20 protein-coding genes and 2 tRNA genes are annotated in these 18,154 nt (G+C 67.4%); 7 read left to right on the plus strand and 15 right to left on the minus strand.

All coding sequences use genetic code 11. The features are described from left to right. The first annotated feature begins 16 nt into the window (after positions 1-16). Positions 17-1,711: a Stk1 family PASTA domain-containing Ser/Thr kinase gene (pknB, locus tag BLW44_RS01595; protein WP_060926237.1), complete on the plus strand. Its 1,695-nt coding sequence runs from the start codon at positions 17-19 to the stop codon at positions 1,709-1,711. Here pknB and BLW44_RS01600 read toward each other — a convergent pair. From BLW44_RS01600 to BLW44_RS01605, 3 genes are read right to left on the minus strand one after another with little or no spacing between them, the layout of a single operon-like run. Next, positions 1,690-2,358, minus strand: a complete 669-nt coding sequence (locus BLW44_RS01600) for an anthranilate synthase component II (RefSeq protein ID WP_060926236.1) — start codon at positions 2,356-2,358, stop codon at positions 1,690-1,692. The genes pknB and BLW44_RS01600 overlap by 22 nt on opposite strands. Beyond that, on the minus strand, positions 2,355-2,510 hold the full coding sequence (locus BLW44_RS17910; RefSeq protein WP_167347452.1) for a hypothetical protein: 156 nt from the start codon (positions 2,508-2,510) through the stop codon (positions 2,355-2,357). Before BLW44_RS17910 ends, BLW44_RS01600 begins: the two co-directional genes overlap by 4 nt. Positions 2,511-2,531: 21 nt before the next feature. Beyond that, a complete protein-coding gene (locus tag BLW44_RS01605; RefSeq protein WP_060926235.1) occupies positions 2,532-3,326 on the minus strand; it encodes a class E sortase in 795 nt (264 codons plus the stop codon). 86 nt (positions 3,327-3,412) lie between these two features. Between BLW44_RS01605 and BLW44_RS01610 the strand changes: the two genes are divergently transcribed. After that, the gene (locus BLW44_RS01610) at positions 3,413-3,652 is read left to right on the plus strand and encodes a cell division protein CrgA (RefSeq protein WP_060926234.1); all 240 of its coding nucleotides are present in this window, start codon (positions 3,413-3,415) and stop codon (positions 3,650-3,652) included. 154 nt (positions 3,653-3,806) lie between these two features. On the opposite strand, the gene BLW44_RS01615 is transcribed toward BLW44_RS01610, so the two are convergent. Beyond that, positions 3,807-4,706, minus strand: coding sequence for a rhomboid family intramembrane serine protease (locus tag BLW44_RS01615; protein ID WP_060926233.1), 900 nt, complete (start codon positions 4,704-4,706; stop codon positions 3,807-3,809). 21 nt (positions 4,707-4,727) lie between these two features. Next, a complete protein-coding gene (locus BLW44_RS01620) occupies positions 4,728-5,285 on the minus strand; it encodes a peptidylprolyl isomerase (protein ID WP_060926232.1) in 558 nt (185 codons plus the stop codon). Positions 5,286-5,430: 145 nt separating this feature from the next. Between BLW44_RS01620 and BLW44_RS01625 the strand changes: the two genes are divergently transcribed. Next, positions 5,431-5,931, plus strand: a complete 501-nt coding sequence (locus tag BLW44_RS01625; protein ID WP_060926231.1) for a hypothetical protein — start codon at positions 5,431-5,433, stop codon at positions 5,929-5,931. Between the two features lie 50 nt (positions 5,932-5,981). Then, positions 5,982-6,443, plus strand: a complete 462-nt coding sequence (locus tag BLW44_RS01630) for an aminoacyl-tRNA deacylase (RefSeq protein ID WP_174521344.1) — start codon at positions 5,982-5,984, stop codon at positions 6,441-6,443. Between the two features lie 27 nt (positions 6,444-6,470). Here BLW44_RS01630 and BLW44_RS01635 read toward each other — a convergent pair whose 3' ends face one another. Beyond that, complete coding sequence (locus tag BLW44_RS01635) at positions 6,471-6,893, minus strand: NUDIX hydrolase (RefSeq protein ID WP_060926230.1); 423 nt, start codon at positions 6,891-6,893, stop codon at positions 6,471-6,473. 192 nt (positions 6,894-7,085) lie between these two features. Here BLW44_RS01635 and BLW44_RS01640 point away from each other — a divergent pair, with 192 nt between their 5' ends. The 3 genes from BLW44_RS01640 (at position 7,086) to BLW44_RS01650 (ending at position 9,360) form a co-directional block, all read left to right on the plus strand. Further along, entirely contained in the window at positions 7,086-7,535 is a 450-nt protein-coding gene (locus tag BLW44_RS01640) for a DUF1801 domain-containing protein (RefSeq protein WP_060926229.1), read from the plus strand. A 41-nt stretch (positions 7,536-7,576) separates the two neighbouring features. Beyond that, positions 7,577-8,692 (plus strand): M24 family metallopeptidase, encoded by a 1,116-nt coding sequence (locus tag BLW44_RS01645; protein ID WP_060926270.1) that lies wholly within the window; start codon positions 7,577-7,579, stop codon positions 8,690-8,692. A 152-nt stretch (positions 8,693-8,844) separates the two neighbouring features. Further along, a complete protein-coding gene (locus BLW44_RS01650) occupies positions 8,845-9,360 on the plus strand; it encodes a DUF3253 domain-containing protein (protein WP_060926228.1) in 516 nt (171 codons plus the stop codon). Positions 9,361-9,370: 10 nt separating this feature from the next. Here BLW44_RS01650 and BLW44_RS01655 read toward each other — a convergent pair whose 3' ends face one another. The 9 genes from BLW44_RS01655 to gyrB all read right to left on the minus strand — a co-directional run bounded on the left by BLW44_RS01655 (position 9,371) and on the right by gyrB (position 18,074). Next, positions 9,371-9,652, minus strand: a complete 282-nt coding sequence (locus BLW44_RS01655) for a hypothetical protein (RefSeq protein WP_060926227.1) — start codon at positions 9,650-9,652, stop codon at positions 9,371-9,373. 150 nt (positions 9,653-9,802) lie between these two features. Continuing rightward, a tRNA-Ala gene (locus BLW44_RS01660) sits at positions 9,803-9,875 on the minus strand. Between the two features lie 26 nt (positions 9,876-9,901). Further along, a tRNA-Ile gene (locus tag BLW44_RS01665) sits at positions 9,902-9,975 on the minus strand. Between the two features lie 85 nt (positions 9,976-10,060). Next, entirely contained in the window at positions 10,061-10,999 is a 939-nt protein-coding gene (locus tag BLW44_RS01670) for a DUF4097 family beta strand repeat-containing protein (protein WP_245647365.1), read from the minus strand. Beyond that, positions 10,996-11,682, minus strand: a complete 687-nt coding sequence (locus BLW44_RS01675) for a LuxR C-terminal-related transcriptional regulator (protein ID WP_060926225.1) — start codon at positions 11,680-11,682, stop codon at positions 10,996-10,998. Before BLW44_RS01675 ends, BLW44_RS01670 begins: the two co-directional genes overlap by 4 nt. Beyond that, the gene (locus BLW44_RS01680) at positions 11,670-12,941 is read right to left on the minus strand and encodes a sensor histidine kinase (protein WP_060926224.1); all 1,272 of its coding nucleotides are present in this window, start codon (positions 12,939-12,941) and stop codon (positions 11,670-11,672) included. Before BLW44_RS01680 ends, BLW44_RS01675 begins: the two co-directional genes overlap by 13 nt. A gap of 129 nt (positions 12,942-13,070) precedes the next feature. After that, the gene (locus tag BLW44_RS01685; RefSeq protein WP_060926223.1) at positions 13,071-13,475 is read right to left on the minus strand and encodes a DUF3566 domain-containing protein; all 405 of its coding nucleotides are present in this window, start codon (positions 13,473-13,475) and stop codon (positions 13,071-13,073) included. Continuing rightward, positions 13,472-16,033 (minus strand): DNA gyrase subunit A, encoded by a 2,562-nt coding sequence (gene gyrA / locus BLW44_RS01690; RefSeq protein ID WP_060926222.1) that lies wholly within the window; start codon positions 16,031-16,033, stop codon positions 13,472-13,474. The genes BLW44_RS01685 and gyrA overlap by 4 nt, the downstream gene beginning before the upstream one ends. Positions 16,034-16,085: 52 nt before the next feature. Continuing rightward, positions 16,086-18,074: a DNA topoisomerase (ATP-hydrolyzing) subunit B gene (gyrB, locus tag BLW44_RS01695; protein ID WP_060926269.1), complete on the minus strand. Its 1,989-nt coding sequence runs from the start codon at positions 18,072-18,074 to the stop codon at positions 16,086-16,088. Positions 18,075-18,154: the final 80 nt, after the last annotated feature.

The following is an 18,154-nucleotide window of genomic DNA, read 5'->3' on the forward strand; positions in this document are numbered from 1 at the left end:
ATCAGGGGGTCAGTACGTGTCGACAGAGCCACGCGTTCTCGCGGGACGCTATCGCGTCGACGAACTCATCGGTCACGGCGGCATGGCGAAGGTCTACCGCGGGTACGACCTGACCCTCGGCCGCGCGGTCGCGATCAAGATCCTCGACCCCGAGCTGGCCCGCGACACGGCATTCCGAACCCGGTTCCGCCTCGAGGCGCAGTCCGCCTCGCGCATGTCGCACCCGTCGATCGTGCGCGTCTACGACGCCGGTGACCCCTCGACGACCGACAGCAGCACCGACGAACCGCCGTACATCATCATGGAGCTCATCAGCGGCACGCTGCTGAAGGACATCATCGCGAACGGCCCCGTCCCCGTCGATGACGCGGTGCGCTATGTCGACGGCATCCTCGAGGCACTCGACTACTCCCACCGCGCCGGCGTCGTTCATCGCGACATCAAGCCCGGCAACGTGATGGTCACCGAGAAGGGGCAGGTCAAGGTCATGGACTTCGGCATCGCCCGCGCGGTGTCCGACTCCTCGTCGACCGTGGCCGAGACCACGCAGATCATCGGCACGGCCGCGTACTTCTCCCCCGAGCAGGCCAAGGGCGAGCCCGTCGATGCACGGGCCGACCTCTACTCCACCGGCGTGGTCCTCTACGAACTGCTCACCGGTCGCCAGCCCTTCCGTGGTGAATCGCCGGTCGCTGTCGCGTACCAGCACGTGAGTGAGACGCCTGTTCCCCCGACCGAGGTGAACGAGGACTCTCCCGGCGCTCTCGACCCGATCGTCCTGCGCGCCCTGGCGAAGGATCCGTACCAGCGGTATCCGGATGCCGCGCATTTCCGCGCGGCGCTGGATTCCGCCGTCGCCGGCCATGCCCCCACCCGCAAGGAGCTGGGCGCTCTCACGAGCGAGCTCTACGGTCCGAGCCCCCGCGCGGCCCAGGAGACGGCACGGTCTCTGCGACAGCTGAGCACCGACACGACGATGGCGCGCACCCAGTCCGGTCCCCCGGTGGCCTGGATCTGGGCCGGCGTCGCCCTGCTCGCCGTGCTGCTGGCATCCGTCCTCTTCTGGGTGTGGACAATCAGCATGCGGCCTGACGACGTGCCCACCAGCTCGCGCGTGGTCCCCGACCTCGTGAACGTCTCGTCCGAGCGCGCGCAGGAGGATCTCGGCGAGCTCGACCTCACCTCGAAGCTCGTGCTCGAGTCGAGCAACGACGTCGCCGAGGGCAACGTCATCCGCACCGACCCCGAACCCGGAACTGCGGTGAACGAAGGCGACTCCGTCACCCTCTACGTGTCTTCCGGCAAAGAGACGGTCGTGGTGCCGACGCTGGAAGGGCTCTCGGTGGCGGCAGCGAAGGAGGCCATCGCGAGCGCCGGACTGCAGCTCGGCACGGTGATCCAACGCAACGACAAGGGTCTCGCCGCCGGGACGGTCATGGAGGCGAGCGAGACCGCCGAGAGCGAGGTCGCACCCAAGACCGTCGTGAACCTCGTCGTCGCCAGCGGTCGCGTGACCCTGACCGATGTCTCGGGGTGGACGATGGAGGCCGCTGAGGCCGAGCTCGAACGCATCGGGCTCACGGCACAGCCCGTGGAGCTCACCGACTGCGAGCCGACGAACCCGCCGACGGTCGCATCGATGTCCGTCGCCCCCGGCGATGTCGCGATCGGGTCGACGGTCGAGCTGCGTTACTGCGCCGCCGCCGGCTGATCGGGCCGCAGGTCCGCGCCCGACACCGGGTGCAGCCGTTCGGAGCGCGCCACGGCATCCGCGTCGCCGACGGAGGCGAGCCAGTTCGCGAGCAGGCGGTATCCGCCCTCGGTGAGCACGCTCTCGGGGTGGAACTGCACCCCGACGATGGGCAGTCGGGCGTGCGCGAGAGCCATGACGGTGCCACTGTCGGTGCGGGCGGTCACGACGAGGTCGTCCGGTAGGGCGGACTCGTCGAGGGCGAGCGAGTGGTAACGGCCCACGTCGAACGGCGAGGGGATGCCGCTGAACAGCGCTGACCCGTCGTGCGTCACGCTCGACACCATGCCGTGCATGAGCTCCGGCGCCTCCGTGACGGTCGTGCCGAACGCCTCCCCGATCGCCTGGTGACCGAGGCACACGCCGAGGAGAGGCGTCCACCGCCGCGCCGCAGCGCGCACGACGTCGAGTGAGGCACCGGCGTCCGCCGGAGTGCCTGGGCCAGGGGAGATCATCACGGCGTCGAACGCCGTGAGCAGCTCATCGAGGGCGGGGATGTCGACGGCATCCGCCTCGACCATCTCGACCTCGGCGCCGAGTTCGCGCAGGTACCCGACCAGGGTGTGCACGAAGCTGTCGTGGTTGTCCACGACGAGCACACGGGTCATTCGAGGTCGACCTCGCCCGGCGTGATGAGGGGGCTCACCCAGGGGAAGACGTACCAGAAGAGTCCGTAGAGCACGGCAGCGATGAGCACAACGAGGATGAACAGCTTCAGCCACCACGGACCGGGGAGGATGCGCCAGAGTGCGGCGTACATGAGTCGTCTCGTTCCGTTCGGTTAGATCGACGGCCCGGCGGGCGGCGGTGGCGGGTCGGTCAGAGCCGGGGGCGGACCCTCGGCTCTCGGCTGGAAGCTCTCGTACACCCCGTAGGCGACGATGCGCTCTGCCAGCGAGTACAACGGCGAGCAGGCGGTGAGGGTGATGTACTTCTCCCCCGTCTGCGCTCCCGGCATCTGCGGGACGTCGAGCAGGACCTCTGTCTGCGTGGGCTTGACGTACTCGAGCGTGCGGAACCGGTAGGTGAACCAGCCGTCCGGTGTCTCGACGACGATCGCATCGCCGAGCTGCAGCTTGTCGAGCTGGTTGAACGGCTTGCCCCAGGTGGTGCGGTGCCCCGCCATCGCGAAGTTGCCGACTTCACCGGGCATCTTCGAATCGGTGTAGACGCCGATGCCGAGCTTGTCGAGCGTGCGCGCTCTGGTGGTGCCGCCGTAGATGCCCACGTTGTAGGCGGATCCGAACCGCGGGATGTGCATCTGGCCGAGACGTTCGGTATCGGCCGGCGGCGCGGGGATCACCGGCTCGAAGGTCGTGGTGCCGTCGTCTCCCTCGACGACGGGTGGCAGCTCCGGCGTGGGCCCGCTCGCCCACTCCTGCGAGACGGCCGCGCCCTCATCGTTCTTCTGCGCGCTGATGATGATGTCGCCGATCCACATCTGCCACGCGACGAAGAGAAGCACCAGCGCTCCGGCCGTGAGCAGGAGCTCGCCGAGGACGCTCGTGAAGGTGGCGCGCGAGCGAGGACGGCGACGGCCTGCGCGTCGCTCCCCCGAGACGACGGATGCGGTCATGCCGCGATTTTATCCCTCTGATCTGAACCCGTCCCACCCGCCGCGGTTTCTCGGTGCGATATACGACTCTTGGGTACACTGTGGGAATGGCACGTGACCGCAACACTGAAGAACCCGAAGTTCAGCGCAGCGAAGGTGACGCCGCGCCCAACGCCGTGTGGTTCAAGCCGGTGATGATCGGCTTCATGCTGCTGGGCCTGATCTGGATCCTCGTGTTCTACATCTCCGGCATGCAGTTCCCGATCCCGGGTCTGGACAACTGGAACCTCGCGATCGGCCTCGGCATCGCCCTGATCGGATTCCTGATGACCACCCGCTGGCGCTGACGCCGCCCTCACGTCGAAGAAGGCCCCTCGCAGTCGCGAGGGGCCTTCTTGCATAGGACGACAGCTGCAGAGTTATCCACAGGTTATCCCCAACATGGGGAGAATTACACGGATGTTATTCACAGGGGTTAACAACCCTGTTAACAACTCGCGATCAGGTGAAAACCGTCGTGATGAGGATCGGTGGCAGGAACGCGACGATCAGGACCAGCGCGACGACGACCGCGGCGAGGAGCAGGATCTGCGCCGTGCGCTGTTCCCGGCGCCTCGTCCTGGTGAGGATGAATGCGACGAGAGCTCCCACGATCGCCCCGCCGAGATGCGCCTGCCAGGCGATCCCGCCGATGACGAATCCGAGCACGAAGTTGATCCCGAGGATGACGAGGATCCCCGTGACGTTCGCGCCGATGTGTCGGCCGATGATCAGCAGTGCAGCCATGAGGCCGAAGATCGCTCCCGAGGCGCCTACCGTCGCGCCTCCCGGATCCAGGACGGCGACGGCGACGGAGCCCCCGAGACCGCTGATGAGGTAGAGCGCCAGGTACCGCGCCCGTCCCAGCATCGGCTCGAGGTTCTGCCCCAGCATCCACAGGGCGAGCATGTTCAGCGCCAGGTGGAAGAACCCGCCGTGGACGAACACGCCGGTCAGCAGGCGCCACGGCTCGAAGGGCAGGAGGAAGAGATCCGGGTACAGGAACCTCGGCGCGAACAGCAGCAGCTGTGTGACCGTGGTGCCGATCCCGGGGATCATCTGCACGAGGCCGATGAACGAGGTCACCGCGAGCAGCACGTACGTGACGAGGGGCTTGCCACTGCGCACCATCGCGGTCGCGGTGTTACGACCACCCCAGCGGCGCTCGGCGCGCTTCTGCGCCGGGGTGCGGTTCTTGCGCTCTGCTGCCATGCACTCCGGGCAGATGACCCCGACGGCCGCCTGCGTCTGGCACTCGGGGCAGATCGTGCGCAGGCACCGCTGGCAGAGCACGAAGCTCTGCCGATCCGGATGCCGGTAGCAGAAGTTGTCGCGGTTGTCCGCGAACTCAGGCGTGGTCATCCGGATCGGCCAGCGTCGGCGTCAGGCCGCGACGATGTCGATCGACTGCAGCACGACGGGCTCGATCGGGCGGTCGCCCGCAGCGGTCGGCACAGCGGCGATCGCGTCGACGACGGCCTTCGAGGCGTCATCCGCGACCTCGCCGAAGATCGTGTGCTTGCCCTGAAGCCACGGGGTGGGGTCGGTCGTGATGAAGAACTGCGATCCGTTAGTGCCCTCGGGCTTGCCCGTGATGGCGTTCCGACGCAGGCCTGCGTTGGCCATCGCGAGGATGTAGGGCTCGTTGAAGTTGAGCTCCATGTTGATCTCGTCGTCGAAGTTGTAGCCGGGACCGCCGACTCCCTGTCCGAGCGGGTCGCCGCCCTGGATCATGAAGTTGGGGATGATGCGGTGGAAGATGACGTCCTTGTAGAGAGGACCCTCGCCGGGCTTGCCAGTGGCGGGGTGGGTCCAGTCCTGGGTGCCGTCGGCGAGGCCGACGAAGTTCTTCACCGTCTTGGGGGCGTGGTCGCCGAAGAGGTTGATGACGATGTCACCGTGGTTGGTGTGCAGGGTTGCGACATGAGAAGCGTGAGCCATGCATCCATTCTCGCAGAGCTTCCCATGAGTTGGCCGTCGTCTAGCGCTGATCGCCGTGAGACGCAAGGGTTCGGCGATTCCCTCCCCCCACCCAGGGTCGCGTGGCAAGATGGGGAATCCGTACTCCAATCGACAGGAGAGCATCGTGAGCATCAGCCGCAAGCGGAAGAAGGAACTGCGTCGTCTTCAGGCCGACGCGAACCAGCTCTGGGAGAACCAGCAGGTACTCGTCGGTCACGCAGCCGACGTCGCACGCGAGGCTGGTCGCCAGCTCGGCCACTTCGGTCGTGAGCAGGTCGGACCTGTCGTGCAGGACACCTACAACCGTCGGGTCGCGCCCGTCGTCGACCGTAGCGTGCGCTTCGGCCAGCACGTCGTCGACGACAAGGTCGTCCCGATCGTCGGAGGCGTCGTCGGCACCGCGCTCACCGCGTGGGACGTCGCGAACTCCAAGCGCCAGGGCGTCGTCAAGCAGGTCAGGAAGGCCACCAAGCCGGAGCCCAAGGGCCCGAGCGTCGGTTCGGTGATCGCCATCATCCTCGGTGCGGCCGCAGCCGTCGGCGTGCTCTACGCCGCATGGCAGGCACTGCGCGCGGATGACGAGCTCTGGGTCGCCGACGACCCGCTGTCCGCTCCCAACGCGTGACATCGAACACGGAGCCCCCGGCCGACGCGCCGGGGGATCTCCATGCTCGCGTGAGGGATGCCGCCGCGGCGCGGGGCCTCGAGATCGAGATCCGGGAGCGCCCCGCCGCTCAGAGTCTCGCCGAGGCCGCCGAACTGCTCGGCATCCTCCCCTCGGGAATCGTGAAGACCCTCGTCGTCAAGCGTTCCGATGACACCTATCTCTTCGCGCTCGTGCCCGGTGGTCGGTCGATCTCCTGGCCCAAGCTGCGCGCGGTCGTGGGCGTGAACAAGCTCCGCCTGCCCGAGCCGGACCTCGCTCTCGCGGCCACGGGCTACGAACGGGGGACCATCGTGCCGATCGGCAGCACCACCGACTGGCCCGTGTTCGCCGACGAGTCCATCGTCGGCCACCGCATCGCCATGGGGGCTGGTTCGCACGGCTACAGCCTGTTCGTCGAGGCGGACGATCTCATCGCCGCCTACGGGGCGACCGTCGCAGACATCTCCGTTCCAGAGGAGCCTCGGGACTGACCGACCTGCGTCCGTACCGTGACGAGGTCAGAGGATGCCCGCCATGCGCAGGGCGATGTCGACGAGCTTCACCCTCTGCAGGTCGTGCACTGCCTTGAGCGGGAACCACTCGGCCATGTCCGTCGAGCCGTCGGTCTCGAACGTCAGCCTTCCGCCGCTCACCGACGCCCGGTACACGATGCGCAGGGTGTGCAGCGGCTGGTCCGAGGCGTTCACCCGCTGACTGGCCGGGATCACCCGGGAGTGGATGCCTAGCAGCTCACCGACCTTGACCGTGTAGCCGGTCTCTTCGCGTAGTTCCCGTCGCACCGCGTCTTCGGGCGCCTCTCCGGGCTCCAACCCTCCGCCCGGCATCGTCCACGCCACTCGGCGACCCTCGGTCCACCGCGCGAGAAGGATGCGCCCGTCGTCATCGGTGACGACCGCGTATGCCGCGACCCGCATGTCCATGCACCCACCCTAATGCCCGCGAATCCGCGGACGAACGCGCGCGACGACCCTGGACGAAACCCGCTCCGACCCCGGTCATGACCTTCATGGGACTCGACGTCATCGAACCATCGATCAGGAATCGAGAAGCGGGGGAGGCAGCGGCATCCCTACTGTGGGATCCATCGCAGACCACCCGTGAAAGGAGCCATGATGGCTGACAACGACAAGAACTTCAGCGCCGAGGAACGCGAGGCGATGAAGGAGGCCGCCGCAGACAAGCGCAAGTCGCGGTCCCGCGCGAAGAAGACCCCGGAGGAGGTGCGCGCCGAGGGCGTCGCCGATCTCGAGGCGGCGATCGCCAAGCTGCCTGACGATAAGGATCGCGAACTGTCGAAGGCGTTGCACGAGCTCGTGACAGAAGTCGCCCCCGAGCTCATGCCGCGGACCTACTACGGCATGCCGGCGTGGGGGAAGGACGGCAAGGTCCTCTGCTTCTTCCAGCCGGCGAGCAAGTTCAAGGTTCGCTACGGCACCTTCGGTTTCGAGCCGATCTCGAACCTCGACGACGGCACGATGTGGCCGACCGCCTACGCGCTGCTCGATCTCACCGATGCGAACCGCCGGGTACTGGCGGAGCGCATTCGCCTCGCTGTCGGCTGAAGGCTCGCAGACCCGAGCGATCGAGCACTAGCGTGGATGCCGTGAGCACACTGCCGTTCCCCGCATCCGTCTACGCATCCCGTCTCGATCGCGCCCGGGAGCTGGCATCCACCGCAGGACTCGACGGCGTCATCGTCGGCCCCGGCCCCGACCTGCAGTACCTGGTCGGTGTCGAGGGTGACACGATCGAGCGGCTGACCGCCCTCGTCTTCGGCCCCGACCGCGAGCCGACGATCATCGTGCCGCGCATGGAGCTCGCGAAGGTCAGGGCGACGGCCGTCGGCGAGCTCGGTCTCGCGGTGTCGGACTGGGTCGACGGAGAGGACCCATACGCTCTGGTCGCGGACGCCCTCGGTCGTGCAGGTCGCGTCGGCGTTTCAGACGCCCTGCCTGCTCTGCACGTCGTCCCCCTCGCCGAGCGGTTGGCTGTGCGGTTCGAACTCGCCACTCCCGTGCTGCGCGAGGGGCGGATGATCAAGGATGCGCAGGAGGTCGCGGAGCTGCGCCGGGCCGGCGAGGCGATCGACGCCGTGCATCGCCGCGTGCCGGAGTGGCTGCGCGCCGGTCGGACCGAGCGAGAGGTCGCGGCCGACATCGCCGAGGCGATCGTCTCCGAGGGGCACCGCTCTGTCGAGTTCGTGATCGTCGGATCGGGGCCGCATGGCGCTGACCCGCACCACGAGGTCTCGGATCGCGTCATCGGGGACGGCGAGATCGTCGTGGTCGACATCGGGGGAGCGGTGCCTTCCGGCTACAACTCCGACAGCACGCGGACTTACGTGGTCGGCACTCCGAGCGACGAGGCCGCCGAGCGGACCGCCGTCCTGGTGCGCGCCCAGCAGGCGGCGGTCGACGCGGTGCGTCCGGGGGCGACGGCGGAGCAGGTGGATGCCGCGGCGAGGACGGTCCTCGCGGAGGCCGGCCTCGGAGACGCCTTCCTGCATCGCACCGGTCACGGCATCGGCGTCTCGGTGCACGAGGAGCCCTACATCGCACCGGGCAACGACCTCGTCCTCCGCGAGGGCATGGCCTTCAGCATCGAACCGGGGATCTACTTCGCCGGGGAGTGGGGCGCGCGCATCGAGGACATCGTCGTCGTGACGGCTGACGGGTGCGAGCGCCTCAATGTCGCCCCGCACAGCCTCACCGCGGTGTAGCGCCGTCCGCACCGCGGGAGATTACGACGTATCCGTTCTCCGCGTCAAGAGTCTCTTGAGGGATCGTCGGGCCTGAGGGCACTGAGGGTCGGGCGGCGCGCCGGCGGGTCAAGCCCCTAGGCCGGCGCGCAGCCCCTCGTCAGACTCTTCCCATGTCAACGGAAGACGCAGATGCTCAGGACAGGTCGACGGGTCCAGAGCACACGGCCGACGGACACCACATCGTGGTCGAAGGACGGCGCTGGCGGTCGACCGATCCGTCGATTCCTGAGAACTTCCGACAGGAGCTCGTGGACGAGCTGATGTCGGCGCGACGCGCCGTGAAGAGCCAGGACCCGGACGCGCGTCGAAGGGTCCACGATGCCAAGACTGCACTGGGGGAGCGAGGCAGGCCATGGTGGGAGTCGCGTGCCGGTGCGGACTTCGACGAGCGGATCGCCGCAACCGTGCGCACCCTCGTCCGCAAGCGGAGCGAGTCCTCGATCTGTCCGAGCGACGTCGCCCGCACCATCGGCGGATCGTCGTGGCGCGCACTCATGCCGGAGGTCCGCCGCGTCGCCGCCGATCTTGCAGACCGAGATGAGGTCGTCGTCACGCAGAAGGGCACAGCCGTGAGCATCCGCGAGGCGAAGGGGCCGGTGCGGATCATTCGGGGGTCGGCTCTGTAGCCGCCCTCCCTCACATAGCGTCGAGGTACCCGCTGTACGGGAAGTCCACGTCGCCGGTGTCCCGCGGATCGTACGCGACCGTCGCGACGCTGATCGTCACCTGCGTGCTGGAGGTGATCAGTACGCTGACCGCCTTGTTCCCCACCACCACCATGTCGACGAAGGTGCCGGCCGTCTTGGCTGCAGCCTCGATGCGTCGGCGGAGATCATCGACGTCCTGATCCTGCGCGAGCAGGAACCGTGCGCCGTCGAAGACCACCTCGGTCTGGATCATCGTCTCCCCGTTGGTCATGCGAGCACGCTACGCGCGTCGATCCGATGTGTGAAGGGGGGTTGAAAACTAGCCAGACTCCTGAGAGGGATCGGTGTGCGAACTCGCACCGGCAGAAACGAGAAGGCCCCGCACGATGGCGGGGCCTTCTCGAACTGTCTCAACACAGTGTGGAGCCTAGGAGATTCGAACTCCTGACATCCTGCTTGCAAAGCAGGCGCTCTACCAACTGAGCTAAGGCCCCGTGAGGGTAATTCTTGAGTTGAGGAGTGGGCCCACCAGGACTTGAACCTGGGACCTCTTCATTATCAGTGAAGCGCTCTAACCGCCTGAGCTATGGGCCCGTCAACCTCCGAAACTTTACCGGAGATTCCCCGAAATACCCAATCGAGCGCGGAGACCCCGGCGGGTCCCCGCGCTCGACCCCGATCAGCGACCGGGGCGGATGGTCACGCTGCCTGCAGAGAGCGACACGTCGATCATGTTCGGGGTGTCGGAGGACCGATCCACGGTGACGTCGAGCGACCCGGCGCTGACGTCCTGGATGACGTCGTAGGACTCGTCCGGAACGGTGAGGTCGACCGAACCCGCACTGACGTCGACAGTCGTCTGCGACGGTGCCCGGCCCGTGAGTTCCATGTCGACCGTGCCGGCAGATACGCCGAGGTCGGCGACGTCGACATCGTCGAGCACGCCGTCCGCACGACCGGCACTCATGTCGAGCGTCAGGCTTTCCGCTGACCCCTCGACATCCAGCGCACCCGCATTGACGGTGACGTCGAGAACCCCGAAATCGCCCACGACATCGAGGCTGCCCGCGTCGAGGGTGAGTTCGGCATCCAGCGCCTCCTCACGGAGGTCCTCCGGCAGCGTCAGCACCGCCGACTCGTCGTCGCCGAACCAGCTGCCGAACCACCATCCGAACCGGAACTCGGGGCTCCGGACCACCAGCTCGTCTCCATCGCGCTCGAGCGTCCAGGCCGACCCTCGCCCGTTGCTCACCGCGAGCTCCGCCTCATCGACGTCGCCGAACTCGATCCGCATGTCGCCGGCATCCACATCGAGGTCGATGGCCGTGATGCCGGACGCATCCTCGGTCAGCACGGAATCGCTGCCGCCGGTGGATGACGCCATCAGGCTCCCCGTCGCCGCGACCGCAGCCGTGCCGCCGGCGCCGAGCAGGGCCACGCCGCCGACGATCGCGGTCACGACCATGATCGCCGTCGTACCGGACGAGCGCCCGGGGGCGGCCGGTCCCCGATCCGGTGACCCTGGCGCGGGCGCCGGCGGCTGCTGCTCTGGCCCCGAAGCCGGAGGCGGTGTCAGCGGGATGTGTCCGCCCTGGAAGTCGCCGTCGTTCGTGGTCATCGTCCCACTCCTGTCTGTGTGGTCGGCGCGGTGCCGCCCGTGTTCTCGATGTGCGCGAGGGCCGCCAGCACGCGGCGGTTGCCCGATTCGCCCTGTTCGAAGCCCAGCTTCTGGAAGATCGCGGTGATGTGCTTCTCGACGCTGGCCTCGGAGAGGAAGAGAAGCCCGGCGATCGCCTGGTTCGACTTCCCCTCCGCGATCAGCGCGAGCACGGTGCGCTCCCGCTCGGTGAGCCGCTGCATCCGATCGTCCCGGTTGCGCCGCGTCAGCAGCTGCGCGACGACCTCGGGATCGAGCACGGTTGCCCCCTCCGAGATCCGCTGCACCGAGGCGAGGAACTCGGCGACATCGGCGACGCGATCCTTGAGGAGGTACCCGAGGGGCCCTCCCTGCGCGGCGATCAGGTCGGATGCGTAGCGCTCCTCGACGTACTGAGAGAGCACCAGCAGCGGCAGCGCCGGGTCGGTGGCGCGAAGTCCCAGCGCCGCGCGGATCCCCTCATCGGTGAATGTCGGCGGAAGCCGGACGTCGAGGATGCACAGCTCGGGTGCCATCTCGGCGACGGCTTCGGTGAGACCTTGGGTATCGGGCAGAGCCGCGACCACCGTGTGACCGGCGTCCTCGAGCAGGCGCACGAGTCCTTCGCGGAGCAGGACGGAGTCCTCGCAGATCAGGATGCGCATGGCACATTCACCTCCAGGCTGGTCGGTCCGCCCACGGGGCTCTCGAGGCGGAATGTGCCGCCGGCGGCCAGGATGCGGTTCGCGATGCCGTCGAGGCCTCCGCCTGGCTGCACCTGCGCACCGCCCATGCCGTTGTCCTCGACGCGAGCCCAGAGGACCCCGCCATCGCGAAGGCGGACGGTGACCCTGGCCTCGCTGGCCCTCGAGTGCTTGGCCGCGTTGGTGAGGGATTCGGCGATGGAGAAGTACACGGCGGCTTCCGCCTCGCGGCTGCACCGACCGTCCATCCGCACATCGAGGCTCACCGGGATGTGCGATCGACCGGCGAGCGCCGAGAGCGCCGCATCCAGTCCGCGATCGTCGAGGACGGAGGCGTGGATGCCCCGTGCGAGCTGCCGGAGTTCGGTGATGGCCGCCTTCGTCGAGGTGTGCGCCTCGGCGATCAGCTCCTTCGCGGCATTCGGGTCGTTGTCGATCTTCTGCTGCGCGAGGCCCAGCGTCATACCGACCGAGACCAGACGCGGCTGGACGCCGTCGTGCAGGTCCCGCTCGATGCGGGTGCGCTCCACATCCGCGGCGCGCACCGCCCCCTCACGCTGGGCGCTGCTGGTGCGAACGCGCTCTGTGAGCTCCGCCTCCCGACTGCGCGCGACGATCGCGAGGGAGAGCGTCCGGTTGAGGAGTGCGAGCCCGATCATGCCGGCGAGGCAGGCGGCGAGGCCGAGGATGCCGATGAGCGGCGCCCAGGCGGGATCGATGCCTCCGCCTCCGAACGGCCCCATCACGGCATCAGCGCCGGTCAGCGGCGCGAAGGAGATCACGATCGACCAGATCACGCCGAAGGCGAGACGCAGCACGACCCAGCCGAGCACCGCGGTGATGGCGAAGTTGGCGAGGGCTCGCCACATCCGGCCGTCGATCGCCTGTCGGCCGAGGGACCGCAGCCACCCGCCGAAGCCCGGGCGATCACGCGGCCGCCAGCGCAGCGGGGCGATCGGGGTGCGGTAGAGCGCACCGACCCGCTCGACCTCGAACCAGCCCACGCCGAACAGCGCGTACACGAGTCCGACGAGCAGCACGAGTCCGACGCCGGCCGCGAACAGCAGACCGAGACCGGTGCCGAGGAGACCGGAGAGGGTCGCGAAGATGAACCCGCCGATGACGCCGATCCCCGCGAGATGCAGGATCGTGAGGAAGATCCGCAGCGGCGGCTTCGTGGCCGTCACCGGTGGCGGTGGCGTGGCTGTCTGAGTGGTCATGCCTCCACGGTACGGCCGCGCTGATCGCGCCGACACCGAGTCAGCCAGACACCCCGGTTCGGGTTTTCCCTACCCCGACGACAGAGGGGGCGGATGCTATGCGCATCCGCCCCCTCGTGAATCCGTGCGTCAGTTCGACATGAAGCCGACGAGCAGACCGCCGGTCACCTTGACGGCGACGTTGTAGATGCCGGCGACGACGGCGCCGAGCACCGTGAAGACGATCAGGTTGAGGATCGAGACGACGGCGGCGAACGCCATCACCTGCGGCAGTCCTGCCACCTCGGAGATGATCACCGAGTTGTCGGTGATCTGACTGATGAAGTCATCGGCCTGGGCGAGGATCCCGGTCGCCTGCAGCACCAGGTAGATCAGGAAGAACGACACCATCGTCACGATGGCCAACGCGACCGCGCCCAGGAAGGAGAGCTTCACGGCCGACCAGAAGTCGATGTAGACGAGGCGCAGGCGCACCTGCTTGCCACTGGTCTTGCGCGTGGACTTCTTCGCCAGCTTGTCGGCTACTGTGCTCATGCGTCTGCTTCCTCAGGGTTCTCGTTCGACTCGGGGGCGGTCGTCTCGGACTCCGTGTCCGCCTCATCCGATTCGTCTTCTTCGGTGAGGCCCCGCTCTCCGTTGCGGGCGATGGCGAGGATCCGGTCGGCTTCCGTCGTCCGTGCGAACACCACTCCCATGGTGTCGCGGCCCTTTGCAGGCACCTCGGCCACGGCAGAGCGTACCACCTTGCCGCTGGACAGAACCACCAAGACCTCGTCGTCCGAAGACACCATCAGACCACCCGCGAGAGTGCCCCGATCGTCGTTCAGCTTGGCGACCTTGATGCCGTATCCGCCGCGTCCCTGGACCCGGTACTCGTCGATCGCGGTGCGCTTGGCGTAACCGCCGTCGGTCACCACGAACACGAACTGACCGGGCGCCGCGACGGATGCCGACAGCAGACTGTCGCCCTCGCGGAACTTCATGCCCTTGACGCCGGCGGTCGCTCGTCCCATCGGACGAAGAGCCTCGTCGGTCGCGCTGAACCGCACCGACATGCCCCGACGGCTGATGAGCAGGATGTCGTCCTCCGCGTTCACCATGAGCGCCGAGACGAGCTCGTCCTCGTCGTTCAGACGGATGGCGATGACGCCGCCCTGACGGTTGGTGTCATAGGTGTCGAGGCGGGTCTTCTTGACCAGGCCGTCACGAGTGGCGAGCACGAGGTAGTCGGCCACCGCGTAGTCGCGGATGTCGAGGACCTGCGCGATGCTCTCATCCGGCTGGAGCGCGAGCAGGTTCGCGACGTGCGTCCCCTTCGCGTCACGACCGGCCTCAGGTACCTCATAGGTCTTGGAGCGGTAGACGCGACCCTTGTCAGTGAAGAACAGCAGCCAGTGATGGGTGGTCGTCACGAAGAAGTGCTCGACGATGTCATCGGCGCGCAGCTGCGCGCCCTTGATACCCTTGCCGCCGCGGTGCTGCGAGCGGTAATTGTCACTGCGCGTGCGCTTGATGTAGCCGGCGCGGGTGATGGTGACGACCATCTCCTCCTCGGCGATGAGGTCTTCCATCGACACGTCGCCGTCGAACCCGTGCAGGATGTGCGTGCGTCGCTCGTCACCGAAGCGGTCGACGATGCCCGTCAGCTCCTCCCGGATGATGTCGCGCTGCAGCGACTCGTCGGCGAGGATCGCCTGGTACTCGGCGATGAGCCGCTCGAGCTCGGCCGCCTCATCGAGGATCTTCTGACGCTCCAGAGCCGCCAGACGACGCAGCTGCATGTCGAGGATGGCCTGCGCCTGCTCGTCGTCGATGTCGAGGAGCTTCTTGAGTCCGTCGCGCGCATCCTCCACCGTCGCCGAGCGGCGGATCAGGGCGATGACCTCGTCGAGCGCGTCGAGCGCCTTGAGGTAGCCGCGCAGGATGTGCATGCGACGCTCGGCCTTGGCCAGACGGAATCGCGTGCGACGCACGATCACTTCGAGCTGGTGGGTGATCCAGTGCGTGACGAAGCCGTCGATCGCGAGCGTGCGCGGCACGCCGTCGACGATCGCGAGCATGTTCGCGCCGAAGTTCTCCTGCAGCTGCGTGTGCTTGTAGAGGTTGTTCAGCACGACCTTGGCGACGGCGTCGCGCTTGAGCACGACGACGAGGCGCTGGCCCGTGCGGTCGGAGGACTCGTCACGGATGTCGGCGATTCCGGTGATCTTGCCGTCGCGTGCGAGGTCGCCGATCTTCACGGCGACGTTGTCGGGGTTGACCTGGTACGGCAGCTCGGTGATCACGAGGCACGTCCGGCCCTGGATCTCCTCGACGTTGACGACCGCGCGCATCGTGATCGAGCCGCGGCCGGTGCGGTACGCCTCCTGCACGCCCTTGGTGCCCAGGATCTGCGCGCCGGTCGGGAAGTCCGGGCCGGGGATGCGCTGGATCAGACCCTCGAGGAGCTCCTCGCGGGGAAGGCCAGGGTTGTCGAGGGCCCACAGCGCGGCAGCCGACACCTCACGCAGGTTGTGCGGCGGGATGTTCGTCGCCATGCCGACCGCGATGCCGACAGAGCCGTTGACGAGCAGGTTCGGGAACCGCGCGGGCAGGACCGTCGGCTCCTGCGTCTGACCGTCGTAGTTGTCGGTGAAGTCGACCGTGTCCTCTTCGATGTCGCGCACCATCTCGAGCGCGAGCGGAGCCATCTTGGTCTCCGTGTATCGAGGGGCCGCGGCACCCATGTTGCCGGGGGAGCCGAAGTTGCCCTGGCCGAGCGCGAGCGGGTAGCGCAGCGACCACGGCTGCACGAGACGCACGAGCGCGTCGTAGATCGCCGAGTCGCCGTGCGGGTGGTACTGACCCATGACCTCGCCCACGACGCGGGCGCACTTGGAGAACGACTTGTCCGGGCGGAAGCCGCCGTCGTACATGCCGTAGATCACGCGGCGGTGCACCGGCTTGAGTCCGTCGCGGACGTCGGGCAGCGCACGGCCGACGATGACGGCCATCGCGTAGTCGAGGTAGCTGCGCTGCATCTCCGACTGCAGGTCGACCTGGTCGATCTTGCCGTGCTCGTGTGCCGGCTCGGGGCGTACTTCGTCAGTCATGTGTGTTGTCGATTCCGGTCGTTATGCGAACGAATGCAGGCGCGTTGACGCGTCAGATGTCGAGGAAGCGGACGTCCTTGGCGTTGCGCTGGATGAAGCTGCGTCGCGACTCGACGTCCTCACCCATCAGCACGCTGAAGATCTCGTCGGCCGCCGCGGCATCCTCGATGGTCACCTGACGCAGTGTCCGCGTCGTGTGATCCATCGTCGTCTCCCACAGCTCCTTGGCGTTCATCTCGCCGAGACCCTTGTAGCGCTGGATGCCGGCATCCTTCGGGATGCGCTTGCCGTTGTCGAGCCCGTGCTTGAGCAGGGCGTCGCGCTCGGCGTCGCTGAACACGTACTCGTGCGGCTGGTTCGTCCACTTGAGTCGGTACAGCGGCGGCATCGCGAGGTAGACGAATCCGGCCTCGATGAGTCCGCGCATGTAGCGGAACAGCAGCGTCAGGAGCAGCGTCGTGATGTGCTGGCCGTCGACGTCGGCATCCGCCATCAGCACGATCTTGTGGTACCGCGCCTTCTCGATGTCGAACTCCTCGCCGATGCCCGTGCCGAAGGCCTGGATCATCGCCTGGACCTCTTTGTTGCCGAGGGCCTTGTCGAGACGCGCGCGCTCGACGTTGAGGATCTTGCCGCGCAGCGCGAGGATCGCCTGAGTGTGCGGGTCGCGACCCTGCACCGCCGAACCACCGGCCGAGTCACCCTCGACGAGGAAGATCTCGCTGATCGAGGGGTCCTTGCTCGTGCAGTCCTTCAGCTTGTCCGGCATCGCGGCCGACTCGAAGACGCTCTTGCGGCGCGCGGTCTCGCGCGCCTTGCGTGCGGCCATCCGCGCGGTCGCTGCGTCGATCGCCTTGCGGATGATGTTCTTCGCCTGGTTCGGGTTGCGGTCGAACCAGTCGCCGAGCTGATCGCCGACGACCTTCTGCACGAAGGCCTTGGCCTCGGTATTGCCGAGCTTGGTCTTCGTCTGACCCTCGAACTGGGGCTCGCCGAGCTTGATGGAGATGACGGCCGTGAGTCCCTCGCGCACGTCGTCGCCCGACAGGTTGTCGTCCTTCTCCTTGAGGAGGTTGTTGGCGCGCGCGTACTTGTTGACCAGGGTCGTGAGTGCCGCGCGGAAGCCCTCTTCGTGGGTGCCGCCCTCATGGGTGTTGATGGTGTTCGCGTAGGTGAAGACGTTCTCGGTGTACGACGTCGTCCACTGCATCGCGACCTCGAGCGAGATCTTGCGCGCGGTGTCCTCGGACTCGAAGGCGATGATCTCGTCGTTGACGACCTCGGCGTGACGCACCTTGTTGAGGTACTCGACGTAGTCGACCAGCCCGCGCTCGTAGAAGAAGACGTCGTTCGGCTGCGTGACGGTGGCCTGACCCTCGACCTCGACCTCGTAGGCGGATCCGGGACGCTCGTCGGAGAGCTCGATGCGCAGGCCCTTGTTGAGGAAGGCCATCTGCTGGAACCGCGTGCGCAGGGTGTCGTAGTCGAAGTCGATCGTCTCGGTGAAGATCTCGGCGTCCGGCCAGAACGTGATGCTCGTTCCGGTCTCGTCGGTCGGCTCGCCCTTCTCGAGCTGCTGCTGCGGAGCGCCGCCGTTCGCGAAGCTGTGCCGCCAGGTGAAGCCCTTCTGCTTGACCTCGACGTCGAACCGCGTGGAGAGGGCGTTCACGACCGACGATCCGACTCCGTGCAGACCGCCCGAGACGGCGTAGGCGCCACCGCCGAACTTGCCGCCGGCGTGCAGGATGGTCAGGACGACCTCGACGGTCGACTTCGTGGGGTCGGAGGAGTGCGGGTCGACGGGGATGCCTCGACCGTTGTCGATCACGCGGACGCCGCCGTCTTCGAGCAGCGTCACGAAGATGGTGTCGGCGTATCCGGCCAGAGCCTCATCGACGGAGTTGTCGACGATCTCGTAGACGAGGTGGTGCAGACCGCGCGGACCGGTGGAGCCGATGTACATACCCGGCCGCTTGCGGACCGCCTCGAGACCCTCGAGGATCTGGATCGAGTCGGCGCCGTACTCACCCGGCTGCTTCACCTTGGGGAGAGCTTGTCCTGGGTGGAGGAGGGGGTGCCCTCGTCGGTCGATTCCGTCTCGTCAGCAGGGGATTCAGGCGT

Source organism: Microbacterium hydrocarbonoxydans, assembly GCF_900105205.1.
Taxonomy (GTDB): Bacteria; Actinomycetota; Actinomycetes; order Actinomycetales; family Microbacteriaceae; genus Microbacterium; species Microbacterium hydrocarbonoxydans.